The 18,181-nt window shown below is 47.5% G+C and carries 21 protein-coding genes; 18 read left to right on the top strand and 3 right to left on the bottom strand.

Annotation, left to right across the window (positions count from 1 at the left end):
* Positions 1–12: 12 nt before the first annotated feature.
* From B0F88_RS05605 to B0F88_RS05565, 10 genes are all read left to right on the top strand, one after another.
* A complete protein-coding gene (locus B0F88_RS05605) occupies positions 13–1,092 on the top strand; it encodes a DNA cytosine methyltransferase (protein WP_104422952.1) in 1,080 nt (359 codons plus the stop codon).
* Between the two features lie 18 nt (positions 1,093–1,110).
* On the top strand, positions 1,111–2,058 hold the full coding sequence (locus B0F88_RS05600; RefSeq protein WP_104422951.1) for an HNH endonuclease: 948 nt from the start codon (positions 1,111–1,113) through the stop codon (positions 2,056–2,058).
* Between the two features lie 6 nt (positions 2,059–2,064).
* The gene (locus B0F88_RS05595; RefSeq protein ID WP_104422950.1) at positions 2,065–2,481 is read left to right on the top strand and encodes a very short patch repair endonuclease; all 417 of its coding nucleotides are present in this window, start codon (positions 2,065–2,067) and stop codon (positions 2,479–2,481) included.
* 97 nt (positions 2,482–2,578) lie between these two features.
* Complete coding sequence (locus B0F88_RS05590; protein WP_104422949.1) at positions 2,579–3,820, top strand: exonuclease SbcCD subunit D C-terminal domain-containing protein; 1,242 nt, start codon at positions 2,579–2,581, stop codon at positions 3,818–3,820.
* Positions 3,820–7,548: an AAA family ATPase gene (locus B0F88_RS05585; protein WP_104422948.1), complete on the top strand. Its 3,729-nt coding sequence runs from the start codon at positions 3,820–3,822 to the stop codon at positions 7,546–7,548. Before B0F88_RS05590 ends, B0F88_RS05585 begins: the two co-directional genes overlap by 1 nt.
* 373 nt (positions 7,549–7,921) lie before the next feature.
* Positions 7,922–8,128 carry a 2-oxoisovalerate dehydrogenase gene (locus tag B0F88_RS05580; protein ID WP_104422947.1) on the top strand — a complete coding sequence of 69 codons (207 nt, stop codon included), beginning with the start codon at positions 7,922–7,924 and terminating at the stop codon, positions 8,126–8,128.
* On the top strand, positions 8,125–8,367 hold the full coding sequence (locus B0F88_RS05575) for a type II toxin-antitoxin system HicA family toxin (protein ID WP_104422946.1): 243 nt from the start codon (positions 8,125–8,127) through the stop codon (positions 8,365–8,367). Before B0F88_RS05580 ends, B0F88_RS05575 begins: the two co-directional genes overlap by 4 nt.
* 140 nt (positions 8,368–8,507) lie before the next feature.
* Entirely contained in the window at positions 8,508–8,882 is a 375-nt protein-coding gene (locus tag B0F88_RS05570; RefSeq protein WP_258076565.1) for a TolC family protein, read from the top strand.
* 138 nt (positions 8,883–9,020) lie between these two features.
* Positions 9,021–9,146 carry a hypothetical protein gene (locus B0F88_RS19640; RefSeq protein WP_258076564.1) on the top strand — a complete coding sequence of 42 codons (126 nt, stop codon included), beginning with the start codon at positions 9,021–9,023 and terminating at the stop codon, positions 9,144–9,146.
* Positions 9,147–9,218: 72 nt separating this feature from the next.
* Positions 9,219–9,533, top strand: coding sequence for a helix-turn-helix domain-containing protein (locus B0F88_RS05565; RefSeq protein ID WP_104422945.1), 315 nt, complete (start codon positions 9,219–9,221; stop codon positions 9,531–9,533).
* Here the strand turns inward: B0F88_RS05565 and B0F88_RS05560 are convergent.
* Positions 9,527–9,874 (bottom strand): type II toxin-antitoxin system RelE/ParE family toxin, encoded by a 348-nt coding sequence (locus B0F88_RS05560; RefSeq protein ID WP_104422944.1) that lies wholly within the window; start codon positions 9,872–9,874, stop codon positions 9,527–9,529. The genes B0F88_RS05565 and B0F88_RS05560 overlap by 7 nt on opposite strands.
* The gene (locus B0F88_RS05555) at positions 9,871–10,086 is read right to left on the bottom strand and encodes a hypothetical protein (RefSeq protein WP_104422943.1); all 216 of its coding nucleotides are present in this window, start codon (positions 10,084–10,086) and stop codon (positions 9,871–9,873) included. Before B0F88_RS05555 ends, B0F88_RS05560 begins: the two co-directional genes overlap by 4 nt.
* A 545-nt stretch (positions 10,087–10,631) precedes the next feature.
* Here B0F88_RS05555 and B0F88_RS05550 point away from each other — a divergent pair.
* The 8 genes from B0F88_RS05550 to B0F88_RS05515 all read left to right on the top strand — a co-directional run bounded on the left by B0F88_RS05550 (position 10,632) and on the right by B0F88_RS05515 (position 16,930).
* On the top strand, positions 10,632–11,012 hold the full coding sequence (locus tag B0F88_RS05550) for a type II toxin-antitoxin system RelE/ParE family toxin (protein ID WP_104423010.1): 381 nt from the start codon (positions 10,632–10,634) through the stop codon (positions 11,010–11,012).
* The gene (locus B0F88_RS05545; RefSeq protein WP_104422942.1) at positions 11,009–11,308 is read left to right on the top strand and encodes a helix-turn-helix domain-containing protein; all 300 of its coding nucleotides are present in this window, start codon (positions 11,009–11,011) and stop codon (positions 11,306–11,308) included. The genes B0F88_RS05550 and B0F88_RS05545 overlap by 4 nt, the downstream gene beginning before the upstream one ends.
* 211 nt (positions 11,309–11,519) lie before the next feature.
* Positions 11,520–12,014 carry a HugZ family pyridoxamine 5'-phosphate oxidase gene (locus B0F88_RS05540; RefSeq protein WP_104422941.1) on the top strand — a complete coding sequence of 165 codons (495 nt, stop codon included), beginning with the start codon at positions 11,520–11,522 and terminating at the stop codon, positions 12,012–12,014.
* Between the two features lie 335 nt (positions 12,015–12,349).
* Complete coding sequence (locus B0F88_RS05535; protein ID WP_104422940.1) at positions 12,350–13,159, top strand: NAD(+)--dinitrogen-reductase ADP-D-ribosyltransferase; 810 nt, start codon at positions 12,350–12,352, stop codon at positions 13,157–13,159.
* Positions 13,160–13,167: 8 nt separating this feature from the next.
* Entirely contained in the window at positions 13,168–14,052 is an 885-nt protein-coding gene (gene draG, locus B0F88_RS05530; RefSeq protein ID WP_104422939.1) for an ADP-ribosyl-[dinitrogen reductase] hydrolase, read from the top strand.
* Positions 14,053–14,249: 197 nt separating this feature from the next.
* Positions 14,250–14,972, top strand: a complete 723-nt coding sequence (locus B0F88_RS05525; RefSeq protein ID WP_104422938.1) for a hypothetical protein — start codon at positions 14,250–14,252, stop codon at positions 14,970–14,972.
* A gap of 15 nt (positions 14,973–14,987) precedes the next feature.
* The gene (locus B0F88_RS05520; protein ID WP_104422937.1) at positions 14,988–15,578 is read left to right on the top strand and encodes a DUF502 domain-containing protein; all 591 of its coding nucleotides are present in this window, start codon (positions 14,988–14,990) and stop codon (positions 15,576–15,578) included.
* A 551-nt stretch (positions 15,579–16,129) separates the two neighbouring features.
* The gene (locus tag B0F88_RS05515) at positions 16,130–16,930 is read left to right on the top strand and encodes a hypothetical protein (protein ID WP_104422936.1); all 801 of its coding nucleotides are present in this window, start codon (positions 16,130–16,132) and stop codon (positions 16,928–16,930) included.
* A 63-nt stretch (positions 16,931–16,993) separates the two neighbouring features.
* Here the strand turns inward: B0F88_RS05515 and B0F88_RS05510 are convergent, their stop codons facing one another.
* Complete coding sequence (locus B0F88_RS05510) at positions 16,994–18,121, bottom strand: sodium ion-translocating decarboxylase subunit beta (protein ID WP_104422935.1); 1,128 nt, start codon at positions 18,119–18,121, stop codon at positions 16,994–16,996.
* Positions 18,122–18,181: the final 60 nt, after the last annotated feature.

Here is an 18,181-nt window from a genome sequence, read left to right as displayed (position 1 = left end):
TACTAAAAAATAATGAAGTACAAGATAATTGATCTATTTTCAGGTGCCGGCGGATTGACGCTTGGTTTTACCGATCCAAGATTTTGCGGAGGATTTGAATGTATATACAGTATTGATAATGACTCTGCCGCTGTAAAAACCCATAACGCCAATTTTGGTGAGCACAGCCTTTGTACAAACATCGAAGATTGGTTAGCCAAAAAACCCGTTATACCGGAAACCGATCTTGTTATTGGCGGCCCGCCATGTCAAGGTTTTAGCCTGCTTAATAAGAAGCGACACGGCGATGAAAGACGCGTTCTTTGGGAACCGTTTATGGATGTTGTCGAGCAATCTAAAGCTAAAATATTCGTAATTGAAAATGTAGATGGTTTATTGAAATCTGCGGAATTCGACAAAATACAAAAACGAGCCCAAAAAAACGGCTTCACTGTGCAAGCGGGAATACTTAATTCCGCAAATTACGGAGCTCCGCAAACCCGTCGCCGAACTATTATTGTTGGCTGGAAGTCGAACAGCATTTTGCACCCCATATCTTTCCCTCCCCAACAAACACACTCCGCACCTGATACAAGCGATAATTTACCCGATTGGTTAACGGTTCATAGAGCTATTGGTGATTTACCGGAACCTGTTGGCACGGAAATTCGCAAATGCAATCCACCCCTTGATTTGCACTTCGGAAGAAATCCAACACCCATGAGCTTGGAGAGATACAAAACAATACCACCCGGTGGAAACCGATTTGATTTGCAAAAAAACGCGCCTCATATCACTCCGCAGTGTTGGATTAGGAAAAAAAGCGGCGGAACCGACCTTTTCGGTAGACTTTGGTGGAACAGGCCTTCTGTAACAATAAGAACCGAATTTTTTAAACCGGAAAAAGGGCGTTATTTACATCCCGAAAAACATCGTCCCATAACACATAGGGAAGCGGCTCGTTTAATGGGATTTCCAGATGATTTTATTTTTTACGGATCAAAAACGGAAATAGCTCGCCAAATTGGAAATGCCGTTCCCCCGCCTTTGGCTGGTGCTATTGCCCGGGAAATAAAAGCAGTTTTGGATGCATCCCAAATAGCTGTGGCTTAACTAAAGGAAATTAAAAATATGGCGAGGCGGTCAAAACCGGCAAACCCTGAAACTCTCAGACAAGAGCTTCTGGAACTCATTACCAATTTTGAAAAAAAACTTTTGGAAAATGATCTTCGCTCAAAAGTCATTGCTCTTGTTCCGGCTTATCGTGTCCTACGTGACCTTGGCAGTTCTCTAATACCCGCTGAAGAAGCCAAAAGCGCAAGGGATAGAATCTTAGCTTATTTTCGGCATTATCCGGGGGCTGTTATTTCCGGGGAAGAATTATCGGTAGTTGCCGGCATCAATGATTGGCCAAGACGTGTCCGGGAGCTTCGAGTTGAATACGGTTGGGCGATAGTAAGCGGGGTTACTATCAATGAAATTTTAAAAGAGGCTAACGAAGCCGGTCAGACGGAAGAAATAAAGGCACTCGAACAAATGTCGCCTGATGATTATATTCTTCTTGAAGATAGGCAGGATCGTGATGCGGCTTATCGTTGGAAGCTCGCCAATGATATTCGTAAACAAAAAATAAGCGCACGAGACAAAATACTTCTTTTTTTACGTGAAAATGTTGGCGTTTCCGTTAGCGGAGAAGAAATAAGTTATGTTGCCAATATTACAGATTGGCCGAGACGTGTCAGGGAACTTCGCACAGAATATGGGTGGCCCGTGGTAACTAAACAAACCGGACGCCCTGATTTGCCTGTCGGGGTTTATTTGCTTGAGATGGATCGTCAAGCGCCGGTACATGACCGGTTGATTCCTGACCCTGTTCGATTTGCAGTATTAAGAAGAGATTCCTATCAATGTTTACATTGCAGTTGGCATATTAATGAGTGGAACAAAGCCGACCCTCGTATTTTGGAATTACACCATAAAAAACACCACGCAAAGGGCGGGGACAATACGGCAGAAAACCTAATAACACTTTGTAATATCTGTCACGACGAAGTTCATAGGAAAGAACGCGGCTCTTAATAGACGATGACCGATACACTTACATCCGAACAACGCCGGCGTTGTATGTCGAGTGTTCGCAATAAAAACACCGGTATTGAAATGAAATTAAGACGGGCCTTATGGAAAGCCGGCTTGCGCTATAGAATTAATTTCAAACTACCGGGTAAACCGGACATCGTTTTCCCCAAAAGAAAGGTAGCCATTTTTATTGATGGTTGTTTTTGGCACGGTTGCCCTATTCATGGCACAAAACCGGAAACCAATGCAGAATTTTGGAAAACAAAAATTAAGGTAAATATTGAAAGGGATCTTCGGGTTACATCGCAACTTACAGATATGGGGTGGCTGGTCATTCGAGTTTGGGGCCATGAGATTAAAGAATGTCTTGATGTGGTCATTAAAAATATAACCGAGTTTGTGCACAGTCGCGATTTAAATTAAAACCACTCAAAGAAATCATTTTGGGTAGAACTGTAGTTAGGACTATAGGCTGCAAGCAAGAGGTTATATCGTCATCCCCCTTTAAAACAGGAAACGAATGTTAAGAATATTCCACACCGCAGACTGGCATCTCGGCCACCATCTACACGGCGTATCCAGGCAACTGGAACACCAGCAGTTTCTGGATTGGCTATTGGATGAAATGCACAACAAGCAGGCCGATGCGTTGATTGTTGCCGGTGATATTTTCGATTCGGCAAATCCATCTTCTGCCGCGCAGTCGCAGCTTTACGACTTCCTGGTCAAAGCCCGAACCCGGCTGCCGAATCTGGATATTATTTTAGTCGGCGGCAATCACGATTCCGCATCCCGGCTGGATGCGCCATCCCCGATACTCAATGCGCTGGGCGTCACCGTGGTCGGAGGGTTGTCGCGGGGCGACCAAGGCAATATCGATTGGGAGCGCCTGCTGGTGCCGCTGACCAATGCGGAGAGTGAGATCAAAGCCTGGTGCGGGGCGATGCCGTTTTTGCGCAATGCCGACTTGCCAACGGGCGAACAAGACAGCGATCCGTTAATCTCCGGCATGAAAACACTGTATGCAGAATTATTTGAAAAGCTGCAACAAAAAGCGGGCAATGCCGAGAGCCTGATCCTGACCGGCCATTGTTATATGGTCAACGGCGCGGTGTCCGAATTAAGCGAGCGCAAAATACTGGGCGGCAACCAGCATGCGCTGCCGGTTGAATTGTTTCCCGATGACATCGCTTATGTGGCCTTAGGCCATTTGCATTTGGCGCAACGGGTCGGCGCAAACGAGCATATCCGTTACAGCGGTTCGCCGATCCCGCTGTCGTTTGATGAAACCGATTATTCGCATCAGGTCGTTCAGGTCGATATTCGGGCGGGCCAGCCGGTTGAAACCATCGCCGTTAAAATCCCCCGCAGTGTTCAATTATTAAGAATTCCCAACGGTAAGGATTTTGCCGTATTGTCCGATGTGATCGGGCAGTTGGAAAACCTGACGCTGGACGATCTGCCGATCGAGCAACGGCCGCTGCTTGAATTGCGCATCAGGCTGGAAAAACCGGAACCCGGATTGCGCCAGCAGATTGAAGAAGTCATCGCCAAACTGCCGGTGCGCCTGTTGAAAGTCTCCACCGCTTACAGCGGCAGCGAAAAAAATCTGGCCGACCTGAAAATCGAAGAACGCCTCGAAGAACTGCAACCGTTGGATGTTTTCCAGCGCTGTTATCAAAACAAATATGACAAGGAAGCGCCCGATGCCATGAATGCGCTATTTAACGAATTGGTTGAAAGCCTGCAAGGAACCGAATAATGCGCATTTTAGCGATACGCGGAAAAAACCTGGCAAGCCTAGCCGAACCGTTTGAGATTTTGCTGAATGCAGGGCCGCTGGAACAGGCCGGGTTATTTGCGATTACCGGCCAAACCGGCGCAGGGAAAAGCACGATCCTGGATGCCTTATGTCTGGCGTTATACGACAAAATCCCGCGCCTGCCGGACGGCCACGGTTTTGCGGTAGGCCATAAAGATGAAGATGAAAATCTGCGCGTGACCAGTAACGACGTGCGCTCGATACTGCGCCGGGGTACCGGCAACGCGTATGCCGAAGTGGATTTCATCGGCAAGGACAAACATCACTACCGGGCGCGTTGGGAAGTCAGCAAAGCCCGCGGCAAAGCGGATGGCCGCTTGCAAGCGCAAGAAGTCACATTAAGTAAAATAGACGACGGCCAGCGCATCGGACAGGGCAAGAAAAACACCCTGGAAATAATTAGCGAATTGATCGATCTTAACTTCGACCAGTTCCGCCGCTCGGTGTTACTGGCTCAGGGCGACTTTGCCGCATTTTTAAAAGCCAAAAAAGACGAGCGTTCCAGTTTGCTGGAGCGTATCACCGGCACCGAACTTTATTCCGAGCTGTCGATGGCCGCATTCGAGCGGGCCAGACAGGAAAAAGACGCGCTAAGCCAAATTGCAAACAGGATGCAGGATCAAATCCCGCTGGATGCAGAAGCCCGTCAACTACTGGAACAGCAACGGGATCAATTCATCAGCCAGTTGGACGAGCTGGATCAGCAAATCGCAGCCAACCAAAAAATCATCGGTTGGCATGCCGAACTGAAAAAACTGCGACAAGCCGAACAGGATGCGCGTGACAATCTTGCCGGTAGTCAACAGGCGTGGGATGCGGCCGAAGCCGATCGTCAGCTGATACGGCAAGTCGAAGCCGCGCAGCCGTTAAGACCGCTGTTAAGCCATTACCAAACCGCAAACATCGAACACCGCGATGCCGAACAGAAACTTAAAGACAGCGGCAATCAGCAAATAACCGCTGAAATAAAACTGCAAAGCGCAAAGGAACAGTTAGCCGCACAGGCAGAAGCATTAGCTGAAGCCGAACAGCGGCAACAGCAGGCGCAACCACTATTAATTAAAGCGCGGGCTTTGGATACCCGCATCGATGTGATCCGGCAGGCTGTCGGTGCTTTGGCTGCTGAAGAAAGCCAATTGCTTAAAGCGTTGGACAGCGCCGAAAAAGACCATCAATCCTTATTAATTCAACAAGCCGAACAAGCTACCGCACTGCAACAGCTTGCTATCTGGCTGGAACAAAATCAGGCGATCAAACCCATTGCAACAGAATGGAGCCGATGGGATGCCGAGCTGGAACGCTACCAGACAGTGAATACTCGAAAAGCAGATGCCGAACATAATTCTGAACAGCTGCGGCTGGCGGTTACCAAGGATGAGCTTAGTTTGGCGGAATTAAAACAGGCGATTGATGACGCTCACAAAAAACTGGAACTGCATCAACAGGCACTGGCGCAACTGAAAACACAGGACAGCCAAAAATCTCTTGAAGACCTGCATCGGTCTAAAGACGAGCTTGAAATCAAGCGCGAGCAGGCCAACCTGGCATTGAGTCTGGCAAATAATGCACAGGCTTTGCAACAGGGTATCAAACAGGACACGGATAAGTTGGCCGCTACCGAGCAAGCGATTAATGATAATACGCGGCAACTGCAAATCTTAAGTCAGCAACAGATGGCTAATGGTGTCGCTCTAACTGAAGCCAAAAAAGCCTTGGAACTGATACAAGCGGCAACGCATAAAAACGCCGAGCAATTCCGTGCTTTGTTACAAGATGGTCAGCCGTGCCCGGTTTGCGGAGCGCTTGAACATCCGTGGAAAGAACATGCCGGCATCGGCAATGAACATGCCGCAGCGCAGGCAGCACGAGTCGCCGAACTGGAAAATCAAAATGAAACGCTGATTAAAACTGTCGCCGAACTGACCAAAAGCGCCAGCCAAGGCAAGGAGCAACAAACAGCGCTGGCAGACAAGCTGGCGGAGGCGCAGACAACATTGATTCAATGCGGCAACGATTGGGCCGCTTTGACTATGGACGATAAGGTCGATTTTGCTGTCACCGATGTTCAGCTTTTGCCTGTACTTAAAAACCACGGCGAACAGATCAATTCCGCATTGGCGTTAATCAAGCAGCAGGAAAAATCGGCTCTGGAATTACAAAAGCAGCTTAAAGCGGCACAGGATTTATTCGATGCGGCCAAGCTGAACAAAGATAGCTTAGCTGACCAACACGTCGTGCTGGATAAGCAGTACGCCAAAAATAAAGCCGAGCTGGAACATGTCTCAGCCGGAATTCTGGAGTTGGAAAAGCAACTGAAAGCGATTGTCGAGTTACTGGCGATACCCTTCCAACATTTGGAAAATTGGCAATTTCGCTTGCAGGCTTCTACAGTAGAGTTCAGGCAGGATTGCGCGGCAATAGCGCAACAATTCCAGCGCACCGAAGGTCAGATTGACGCCGCCGAAAAATCCCTGGAAAAAATCAACAATGATGAAAAGCTTGCCGGGCAATCGCTAAAACAATGCCTGCACCAACACGGAATTAAACAGGCCGAGTTAAAGGCCCGGACGGATGAACAGCAAAAATTATCGGTCGAGCGCGAGGCGGTATTGCCCAATGCGACTGCCGACATTTATCAGCAAACTATTAACCAAAACGTACAGACCGCAAGAGCTGGCCACCTGCTGGCCGTTAATACAGTTAACCAAGCGGAAACGGAGTTGGCAGCCCATAAGCAAAATCAGCAGCATTGGCAAGCCGAGACCGGCAGGCGCTACAGCAACCTGGAAAAAGCTCTAACTGAGTTGAACCTGTCGCTGGAAAAGCAGGCCATCGATCTTGACCAACTAAGCCGACTACTGGAAAAAGACGAGCACTGGCTATCTGAACGGAAAAACCAAATGGCAGTGCTGGAGCGCGCTTTGCAAGAGTCTGCGGCCTTATTAAAAGTTAAAATCGACGATTGCGTTAAGCACAAAAGCCACGCTGTCGAAATAGTTGAAGAAGACGCCAATAAACTCTTGGCCGAATTGCAACAGCAAAGACAGATCGCGCATAGCCAAAAAGAAGAGCAAGTCATATTGCTGCGGGAAGACGATAAAAAAATCGAAACCGGGCATGTTTTAAAAGCGGAACTGGACAGCCAACAAAACCGCTGGGAGCAATGGGAGAGCCTGAATGACTTAATCGGCTCGAAAAACGGCGCCAAGTTCCGTACCTTTGCCCAAAGCCTGACCCTGGAAGCGTTGCTGGCGCACAGCAACCAGCATCTTGAAGACTTCGCCAAACGCTACGCCCTGCAACGCGTACCGGGCAGCGACCTGGAGCTGCAAATCATCGACCGCGACATGGCCGACGACGTGCGCAGCGTACACAGCCTGTCCGGCGGCGAAAGCTTTCTGGTGTCGCTGGCGCTTGCCTTGGGCTTGGCGTCGCTGTCATCGAATAAAACCCAGGTCGAATCGCTGTTTATCGACGAAGGTTTCGGCAGCCTGGACCCGGAAACGCTGGACATCGCTATTGCCAGCCTGGACACCCTGCAAGCCTTGGGCAGGAAAGTCGGTGTTATCTCGCATGTGCCGATTTTGGTGGAGCGGATTGGGGCGAAGGTGGTGGTTGAAAAGCAGGGCGGGGGGCGGAGTAGTGTTTTTATTGTTGGGGGGTATTGAAATGCACACTCGCAAGTGGTGTGATGGATTGAGTTAATCCTAACAAAATCAGTTGGAACAAGTGAAATCCGTTCGTGCTGAGCCCTTCGGCTACACTCAGGAGAGCCTTGTCGAAGCATGAGCGGATTTCACGCTCCACCCATTTGGTGAGCATTCCAAACCCCGCTCACCCTTCGACTGGGCTCAGGGCGAACGGGGTTTGGAATGCTCAACTGATTTTTCTAGGTTAATTCATACATAGGCGGAGAAGATAACGGTCATCGCCGCGACTGAAGTCGCGGCTCCAAATGTCCTGAATGAAATTGCGATTTTTGTTGGTTTTTGCATGATTACCGATACTTTGTTAGTATCCGTAGCAGACAAAGGAGCAGATATGAACGAAATTTTCTTTATTGTAGAAGATGCCCCGGAAGGCGGTTATACGGCCAAGGCGCTCGGCGAATCGATTTATACAGACGCGGACAATCTTGAAGAACTCCATGCCAATGTCCAAGATGCGGTTCGCTGCCATTTTGATGAAGACAAAAAACCCAAGATGATCCGCCTGCATTTCGTTCGCGAAGAAGTCATCGCAGTTTGAAACTCCCCCGCGACATTAATGGAATCCAGCTTGCAAAAGCGCTTGCCGGACTCGGATACCAAATCACCCGCCAGACCGGAAGCCACATTCGCCTGACAACTTTTGAGAACGGCGAGCATCACCTAACTATTCCGGTTCATAATCCTTTAAAAATCGGTACATTGGCTTCGATTTTTAGCGGTATCGAATCGCACTTCAAGCTTACGCGAGATGAATTGTTGAAACGGCTCTTTTCTTGATTATTTATACGGCAGTTCCTACTGGCTAGAATGTGTCCGATTGGCCGTATTCATCTTTTTGCCAGTATGTTCGTTTGGGTATATTGCCCGTGGATTGGGCAGGGATTGGCAATTGTGAGTTCGGATCTGATTTGAAGTTGATGGGTTTCGCTACCGCTCTCGGCAACTGCTCCTGCGTTGCTCTACCTCCTGCATCCATCCAGTCGTACCCATCCTACGCGCTGGACGAAGAGACGCAGGTGCAGGATAAAGCGGTCGCCGCAGCCAATCAGGCGCTGGCGCTGATGATTAATCAGTATAAGGCGGGAGCCGTCAGTTACCTGAATGTGATGACAGCGCAGACGACGGCCTTGTCCAATCGGCAGACCGCCGTGCAGCTGCACAGCAACCGGATGTCAGCCTCGGTGCAGCTGGTCAAAGCCTTGGGCGGCTGGAATGTGGCAATGCTGCCCAGCCCCGACCAAGCGGGCGGCGAAGTTAAGTGGACGGATTATTTGATATTTCCGGTGGATTGATTTGTCTCGTTCCCACGCGTTGCCCTCATCGTTATGCACAAGTATTTTAAAGCACGTCATCCCGGCAGGGATTGCCGGGATCCACGACTGCAAGGATGCAGGAGGTAGAGCAATGCACGGAGCAATTACCGAGAAGCCATGGATGGCGATACCGAAACAGACGGCAAGTATCACCACAGGAGATTGCTCAGTTTGGGTGGTGTTTGCCGGAAACGCCTGTTCTCGCTATCGCTCGAACCGGCTTATTTCGGCCTACAGAGCTAATCACTTAAACGCAATTATCTAAAATTATATATAATTAAAACACAGATTCTTAGCCACTACCGGACATTGATCATGGCATTAAAATTTTATGACAGCCCGTTTCACGTTAATCACGATGCGGAAACGGCAAGCAAAATGGTCATGAAAATGGATTTATCTATCATGCTCAGCCGTTTAATCGAGAGCAAACAATGGACGCAGGCGCAGGCGGCTGAACAGCTTGGCGTCAAGCAATCGCGCATATCCGATTTGGTAAACGCCAAAATTGAAAAATTCACCATCGATGCTTTATTCGATATGCTCGATAAGCTCGGCTTTCAGGTAAGCTGGTCTATGCCATCATTGCAACAAGCCACTATGGTTATAAAAGCTAAAACGACTCAGTGAATTTTCTTTAGCTCTGCCAGCAACTCTTTTAATCGTTGCTCGGCCACGTTCATGGCTTGCCGATCAACGCCGTTCGTGGTTTTGGCAAAAGCATGTAGCACAACAACCGCATCCTGATACTTTGCCACATAGATACAACGAAAAGCCGGGCTACCGTTTTTTCTCAATTCAATAACGCCAGCTCCAATACTATCCAAATGGGTGATTGGTAATTTTGGCTCTTCGTCAAATTGAATCCGTCTTAAATCTTTACCAAACTCATCCTGAATTTTATCGGGTAGATCTTTATATTCTCTTTCGGCCGCATCGTTTACAAAGGCGAATTTCTTCGACTTTTTCATCGGTTAATTCCATTCGTAATAATCAGATTGATAATCCACCTCGCAAGGATAACCGCAAATATACTAATAATGACGAAAAATACCTGTGCCGATATACCGGCGTTTACGAACTGAATACCTCCGTATATTAGCAGCGCAGGAATAACCAGAGCAAAGATAAGAGGATCTTTCGCTAAATAAGAAATTATTGCGGTAATATTTTTATCAATCACGATTTTTTATCCAGTTGTTTATAATATTTCCGGCGAGTATAGTAGAGGCAGTGCTGTTGCAGCAAGCTTAATTATAAAAATTTATAACAAATTTAATTTTATTATATAAATCAATTTGTTGTATTTATTGAAAAAGGCGTTTTCAATGTATTTTTATCTATATATGCATCTATATATTGTCTATTTGTGATGACTGTCTAATATACATTCTACTTATAGAGAATAATCTAATGTATCTTTTTTTCCTGTATAAATATTACTCATTAATATACTAACTATGAAAGATTGTTTGCTTAAGCACTATCTACAGAAATATTGTTTACTTAAGTGCTATCTATAGAAAGATCGTTTACTTAAATTCTATCTATAGAAAGATTGTTTACTTAAATACTATCTATAGAAAGATTGTTTGCTTAAATACTAACTACAGAAAGATTGTTTACTTAAATGCTATTTATAGAAAGATTGTTTACTTAAATACTAACTACAGAAAGATTATCTTATTCAGAATGTTTCATGTACAATTCCATAGGAGTGCACCAGAAATGATACACAAACAACTAGCTGAAGCAATCAAGAGCAGCCCAAAACTTTCGGTTAAGTTTTTCCAGCAAGAAGCTTCCAGGTCTGAGCCTGTTCGTGATTGGCTTAAGTCTTTACCGGAAGATGAAAGAAAAGCTATAGGTGAAGACATTAAAGCTGCTCAATATGGTTGGCCGTTGGGTTTGCCCTTGGTAGGTCATATTGATGGCGACATTTGGGAAGTTCGCACAAAACTGGCAAACCGAATTGCTCGTGTATTGTTTGTGGTCGAGGGTGAATCGCTGGTGCTTCTGCATGGGTTTATCAAGAAAACCCAAAAAACACCGAAGCAGGAACTAGAGCTTGCCAAGGGTAGATTAAAAATATTGAGGGGTACGAAATGAACCAACATATTGGCTCTGACTTTAATGATTTTCTTCAGGAACAAGGTATTTTTGAAGAGGTGGAAGCAGCGGCAATAAAAAAAGTGATTGCCTGCATGATTGCGCAGGCGATGGCTGAAACGCATATCAGCAAAAGTGAAATGGCTAAACGCATGAAAACCAGCCGCGCTCAATTGGATAGATTACTCGATCCTAATTGCCATTCCGTTACCTTGGCAACGCTGACCAAAGCCGCCGCCGCTATCGGTAAAAAAATTTATATCAGCTTTGAAGATAGCGACACGCAAACGGTTTGATATTCTCGGAACTAACGCTGTAAGACTGATTAACTCTGTAGGGATGATTCGCCGATAGGCAATTCACCGCAACTTCGGTACGCTGTGCGTGTGCGATGATTGCTAATTTCCGCCTCGCTTGAAAAACTGTCGTTGTTCATATTCCATACAATTCGCTGGTTCACACTCTCTCCAGCTTGGGAGCTAGTACCGCGCTTGCCGGAGATTACCAATGAGCGAAATAAGCAAACAAGAGCTTGAAGACATTACCCAACGTTATCAGGAGCTGATGGCGTCGCAGCAAACGCTATTACTCTCGACGGCGTCAGCAAACGGCGTTCCAGACATCAGTTACGCGCCTTTTGTGCGGGACGATGAAGGAGTCTTTTATATCTATGTCAGCGAGATGGCTTGCCACACGGTTAATCTGCTGAATAACCCGCAGGCATCGATATTGTTTATCCGCCCGGAATCCGAATCGCCTAACCTTTTTGCCCGAGAACGGGCGGTGTTAAGTTGCAGTGTCTCGGAAATAAGCCGGGATGATGTAATTTACGCAGACCGGATACAGGCCTTGCAGGATAAGTTTGGCGAGGTTGTTAGTGTGCTGGGCTCGTTACCGGATTTTCATTTGTTTGCATTGCGACCGGAAAATGGGCGATACATTATTGGTTTCGGTCGCGCCTTCAGTATTAATATGAACGATGGTTCCTTGCGTCATATTTAGCTGAATACACAAGAAAGCTGAGAACGTGAGTATCTTGGCATATTAAACAATTGTTTTTGCTTATTAGCCGATGAGCCGGATTTAGGTGTGGCTTGTGATGAAATCCGAAAATGTTGCCGTAAGTTTGGTATTGAACGGTGGTAACTTAGGACGGGGTAAATTGGAGTACAGGCTTCGCCTGTTTCGCAAGCAAAGCTTGCACTCCTAGTGACGCAGGTAGGCCATAATGCCCCGTTTAAAATGCCCGATTTTCGAACACATTCTGGCTAAACCAACCATTTGATGCAAAAATTGTTTCACCCGCTCATAGCCAGAAGATTTTCCCTAATTAACCAATGCCCGATATTTCCCAATACGGCCACAGCACCAACTTAATCGGTTTGGCGACGGCTTGCATGGCCAGTCATGCCTTTAACGAAAATCCCATACCGTTGCATATTGCAGGCACCCGCGAATCGGCTTCAGGTTTGTTTGAGCAATTGCTCAGGCAGCCGACACGCGATGATTGCGGCCGGATATTTCAAGACTATATGTGCATCGTTTTCGGCTTTGAAACCGAGCAACGATTAGGCAACGATCATTCGGGAAGGCGGCGTTACCGTAACAGTTATCTCCGGTTAATCCAGGATTGGGGGCTGGATTCAAACAATGCTCAGGGCGCGGTTTTTAAAGGCTGGGTCGAAAGCCGCTTCGGACTGTTTCCCACTTATCATAAACAGCGCATAGCCAGTTTCATCAGCAAGGACTGGGTCATGTATATCGAAGAAAAGATGAACAGCCGTTATCACAACAACTGCATTTACATGCAGCTGGATCTTCTTTACGAATATTGCCAGTGGGTTATTGAACGTTTTCAGTTTCCGGCGGCGACGCATAAAACCCTTTATCGCGGCGTCAATTCACTGGATGATGATTGGCTGGTTCTGGATGAAGATAAAACCCATAAAATCGTGCGATTCAATAATATTGTTTCCTTTACCGACCGCCGCAGCATTGCCAGTGAATTCGGTGCTTATATTCTGGAGGTTGAAGTGCCGATGGTTAAACTGGTTTTTTTCAGTGAACTGCTGCCGCACCATGCCTTGCATGGCGAAGCCGAATATCTGGTGATCGGCGGCGATTACCGGGTTAAAGTGCGGCGTTAGGGGGAAGTATGTCTACAGAGAAGATATTAAACAAGGCCTTGGGCGCTTATTTGGGTTTTGCCTGCGGCGATGCGCTCGGGGCGACGGTCGAGTTTATGTCGCCGAAACAAATCCAAAAACGCTACGGCGTGCATCGGGATATGATCGGCGGCGGCTGGCTGGGCCTGGAAGCGGGCCAAGTTACCGACGACACGCAAATGTCGCTTGCACTAGGACAGGCCATTATCGAGCATCAGGGCTGGAACATTCGGGCTGTCGCCGATAATTTTGTCGCCTGGTTGGAAAGCGGTCCGCCGGATATAGGCGATACCTGCCAGCGCGGTATCATCCGTTATCGGGATAGCGGCGAACTGTTCGGTTTGCCTCGCGATGGCGATGCGGGAAACGGCGCGTGTATGCGTAACCTGCCGGTGGTGCTGGCGACCTTAAACCGGCCTGACTGTTTTAGCGAATGGAGTTTGCAACAAAGCCATATTACCCATAACCATCCGTTGTCCAATGCGGCCACGTTAACGCTGGGACGGATCGTCAATTGTTTAATCAACGGGCAGGAGATGGATGCTTGCAAACAGGAAGCCGAGCGGTTGATCGGTCAATACGGCGAATTTGCCTATAGTCCTTATCCGGGCAAAGCCTCGGGCTATATTGTCGATACCGTGCAGACGGTTTTGCATTATTTTTTCAGCACCGACAGTTTCGAATCTTGTCTGATTGCAACCGTTAATCAGGGCGGGGATGCCGACACCACAGGTGCGTTGGCCGGCATGCTGGCAGGCGCTAAATACGGCATTGGGCAGATTCCAGGGCGTTGGTTGCAGCAGATGGATCAACAGGTTGTCGCCCAAATACGTCAACAAACGACAGAACTTATACGGCTTGCGGGAGCGCTGTGAAACCTATTCTGTTTGATCGGCATTGCGCCGTTTAATCGCAATTAGCTTGACGGGCCTTTTGGAATCCGGGGCTGTTAAAGATTAATAAAACGGATTTTCTTAAGTTAACGTAAACGGCAATCATAAATTTGCCTGCCGGCGCTCTCGGGTATAATGAAACACCGGAATAACAACAATAATAATGAAGGAGGAGTTCAATGCCGGTCGATATTTTACTGACGGTTGTCGCCACGTCTGTCATTCAGTCTGTTTTTGGGGTAGGCGTATTATTATTCGGCACGCCCCTGCTGCTTTTACTCGGTTACGGCTTTGTCGATACGCTGGGCGTGTTGCTGCCGGTTTCTATCGCGATAAGCGCTTTGCAAGTGCTAAGGCACTATCAAGATATTGATATCGGGTTTTATAAAAATGTGCTGGTCTACAGCATTCCTTTGGTGGTGCTGTTTTTACTGGCGGTTACCACGGTCAAAATCAATCTTAGTCTGGTGATCGGCGGATTGCTGATTTTGGTGGCGTTGAAAAGTTCCTCGACGGCTATTGAAAGAGCGCTACAGTCCATAGTCAAGTACGAAAAGATTTATCTGATGGCGATGGGCCTGGTTCACGGTGTCAGCAATTTAGGCGGTTCGATGTTAACCTCGATCATTTTCAGCAAGCATTACCCAAAAAACAAAACACGCGTAACTGCTGCGGCGAGCTATGCGACGCTGGCCCTGTGCCAGTTGGCGACGTTATTGATGATCGGCAGTGAGTTTGCAGTATCGTTTGCAGATAGAATAAGTTTTATTCAGGTGGCTGTGGTGATGTTTCTATTGACGGAAGAAATGCTTTATAAAGGAATCGATAATGAAAAATACGGCAAGTTGTTTGCCTTGTTCCTGTTGGCCTCAGGTATCCTTTTAATAACAAAATCCTTATAAAAATTGGAGAGAACAATGAAAGAGTTGATTAAAAAGCTGTTGAATTATTTCCTGATCGGTGTTTTTGCGGTTATTCCTATTGTTATTATTTTGCAAATTATGATTTTTGTAAAAGACCGGGTTTCCGATCTGTTTCAATTGGTTTACGGCTATTCGGATAATTATCTCTATACGCTTCTGTTTTTTGCGCTCAGTTTTAGCATTCTGATCTATATCGGCCACAAATTAGTCCAGGAAGGCCGCTCCTGGGTTATTGCCGCGTTCGACCATGTTATCGACCGGATTCCATTAATCAATACGCTGTACCGGGTGCTTAAAAAGGTTATCAATATGTTTTCAAGCCATGACCGGACTATTGCGAAGGAAGTGGTTTATGTCGAGTATCCCAAAGACGACATGTGGATGACGGCTTATGTGACCAACCGGCACGAAGATAAATACGTGCTGTTTATTCCTACATCACCTAACCCGACTTCCGGTTTTACGGTGATCGTCGATAAATCGAAAGTCATTAAATCAACGATGAATATCGAAGAAGCCAGTAGCTTTATCATCAGTGTCGGGGTTGATTACGGCAAGGTTTCGGAAATGACTAAATTACCCTGAGTTTGATCTAGGGTGGCGCTGAACAAATCGCTTCCGCTCATGGTTCGACAAGCTCACCACGAACGGAAGCGGCAATTCACTACGAACGGAATCGACAATTCACCGCGAAAGAAATCAATAACTTACCATTCATCCTGAACTTGTCGAAGGATTTAATCAGCGTTTTCTAGGGCAAGCGGTTCGGATGCCGTTCAAGCAACAGCATTAAAAAATAGAGGACGGCGCCCAATAATTTTCATCCCACCCATACCAATCTCCTTTTCGTTGTTCCGGCACGGATTCGCTTCGTGATCTAACCGGAACCAAGAAGCCAAGGATGGCTTGCCGATACACAAGGCTGTCTTCCCATCTAAAAATTTTTAGTTGATCGGGAAATTATAGTTTGCCGGTCAATGCCGATGTCAGATGTAAACAAAATCCGGTATACAAGCGGTCGCAAGCAATTTGATTGGGTTTTGTTGACTTTAAGGAGCTTGTTTGTTATCAATGCTTTTGCCTATCGGCAAAAATAATAATAAATATAAACAATTACATGAGAGAGGAGGACGGGTATGGGATCTGATAATGGCGCTAAAACCGGCAGGTTAGCTAAATTAACCCAGTTGGAAAAAGAGGTGGCTAAGCTTTCCGAGCAGCTGAAAGAGAATAAGAAAACGATCAGTATGCTGAAAAAATCGTTAGCTGAGCGGGATTTAAGAATTCACGAATTGGAATCGAAACTGATATACGCTCAACAATCGCTGTTGAAAAAAACGATATTTACAATTCACCAGTGCAGGGATCAAATCAAGAACGGAATTGACGAAAAAATAATCAATCCGGCTTTAACGCAAATCCAGCAGCAGATTGAAGTCATTCAGGGCATCGTCTATGAGGCCAAGGATCTGATCAGCAAAAAGAAAGTATTGATTCACGAAAACATCCAAACGACTTCGAACATCGTTCACCAATGTCCCGATCACGCGATAAGGTATTTTGAAAAATGGGTCGTTGAGCCGTCCAGACGAATTGTTGAGTTGGCTGATGGCAATGTAAAAAACAGCCAGGCGCTGGTCGAGCAAAAAATCATTTATCCGGGCAAGCTGTGGTACGACAAAGCTGTTGCAACGGCATCGTCGCTGCCGACGGAGGGTCAGGTTATTTTTCAGGTTTGGGTGGCGGAACCGGCCATGCACAAACTGGAGGCTTTATTGGGCATAAGAAAGGAGCTTCGGGCCAATGCGGACGCATTGCTGAAGGGCTTGATCGGGCGGTTGAAATCCAGGGCTGAACAGGGTTTGGAAAATGCCGTCGAAGCCGTAAAAAAATCGCAGTTTTGGGACGGGAAGGGCAAGATGGAAGCTGCGCAATAGGCGGCAAAATTGCGTTTAAAAACGACGAGGCGACCGGGGCGGTCGCCTGTCTTTATCATTGCCTTACTTCACCAAGCTCAACAAAATCCCCGCCGCAACCGCGGAACCAATCACCCCGGCCACATTAGGCCCCATCGCATGCATCAGCAGGAAGTTATGCGGGTTGCTTTCCAGCCCCAGTTTATTGGCTACCCGCGCGGCCATCGGCACTGCGGAGACGCCGGCTGCGCCGATCAGCGGATTGATAGGCGTGCTGCTGAATTTATTCATGATTTTCGCCATGATGACGCCGGCCGCCGTGCCGATGCTGAACGCAATCGCTCCCAAACCCAGGATGCCCAGTGTTTTGACTTGCAAAAAGGCTTCGGCGCTGAGCTTGGAACCTACCGCTAACCCTAAGAAAATAGTAACAATATTGATCAGTTCGTTTTGTGCGGTTTGACTCAGGCGCTCAACGACGCCGCAGGCGTTCATCAGATTGCCCAGCGCGAACATGCCGATTAAAGGCGCAGCCGAGGGCAGCAGCAAGGCGCAAATAACCAGCAGCATTAACGGGAAGACGATTTTTTCGGTTTTGCCGACTACGCGCAGCTGCTGCATTTCAATTCTGCGTTCATCTTCGGTGGTTAAGGCGCGCATGATCGGCGGCTGTATCAGCGGCACTAAAGCCATGTAGGAGTAGGCGGCGACTGCGATGGCCCCCAACAGGTCGGGCGCCAGTTTCGAGGCTACATAAATCGCGGTCGGGCCGTCGGCGCCGCCGATAATGCCGATCGCGGCGGCGTCTTTTAAGCTGAATTCAAGACCCGGTATGACGTTCAGCGCCAGCGCTCCCAGCAGTGAGGCAAAGATGCCGAACTGCGCCGCAGCGCCCAGTAACAAGGTCTTGGGATTAGCCAGCATCGGCCCGAAATCGGTCATTGCACCTACGCCCATAAAGATCAGCAGGGGAAATATGCCGAGCTTAATGCCGTAATACAGGTAATACAAAATGCCGCCTTCTTCGGCGATACCGGCAACCGGGATATTGCTGAGTATAGCGCCAAAACCTATCGGCAATAACAGCAAGGGCTCAAAGCCTTTTTTGATCGCCAGGAACAGCAGCAAAAAGCCGATCAGCATCATGAAGGCCTGGCCGCCGGAAAAGTTGTAAATACCGGTGCTTTGCCAGAGTGAAATGAGATTTTCCATGAGAGGTCTCTTTATTAAATCATGTAGGGGCGGCCGGATGGCCGCCCTTGTGCAGATTTA

This window comes from Methylobacter tundripaludum (genome assembly GCF_002934365.1).
Lineage (GTDB): Bacteria > Pseudomonadota > Gammaproteobacteria > Methylococcales > Methylomonadaceae > Methylobacter_A > Methylobacter_A tundripaludum_A.
This window is presented reverse-complemented; position numbering and strand designations above follow the sequence as displayed.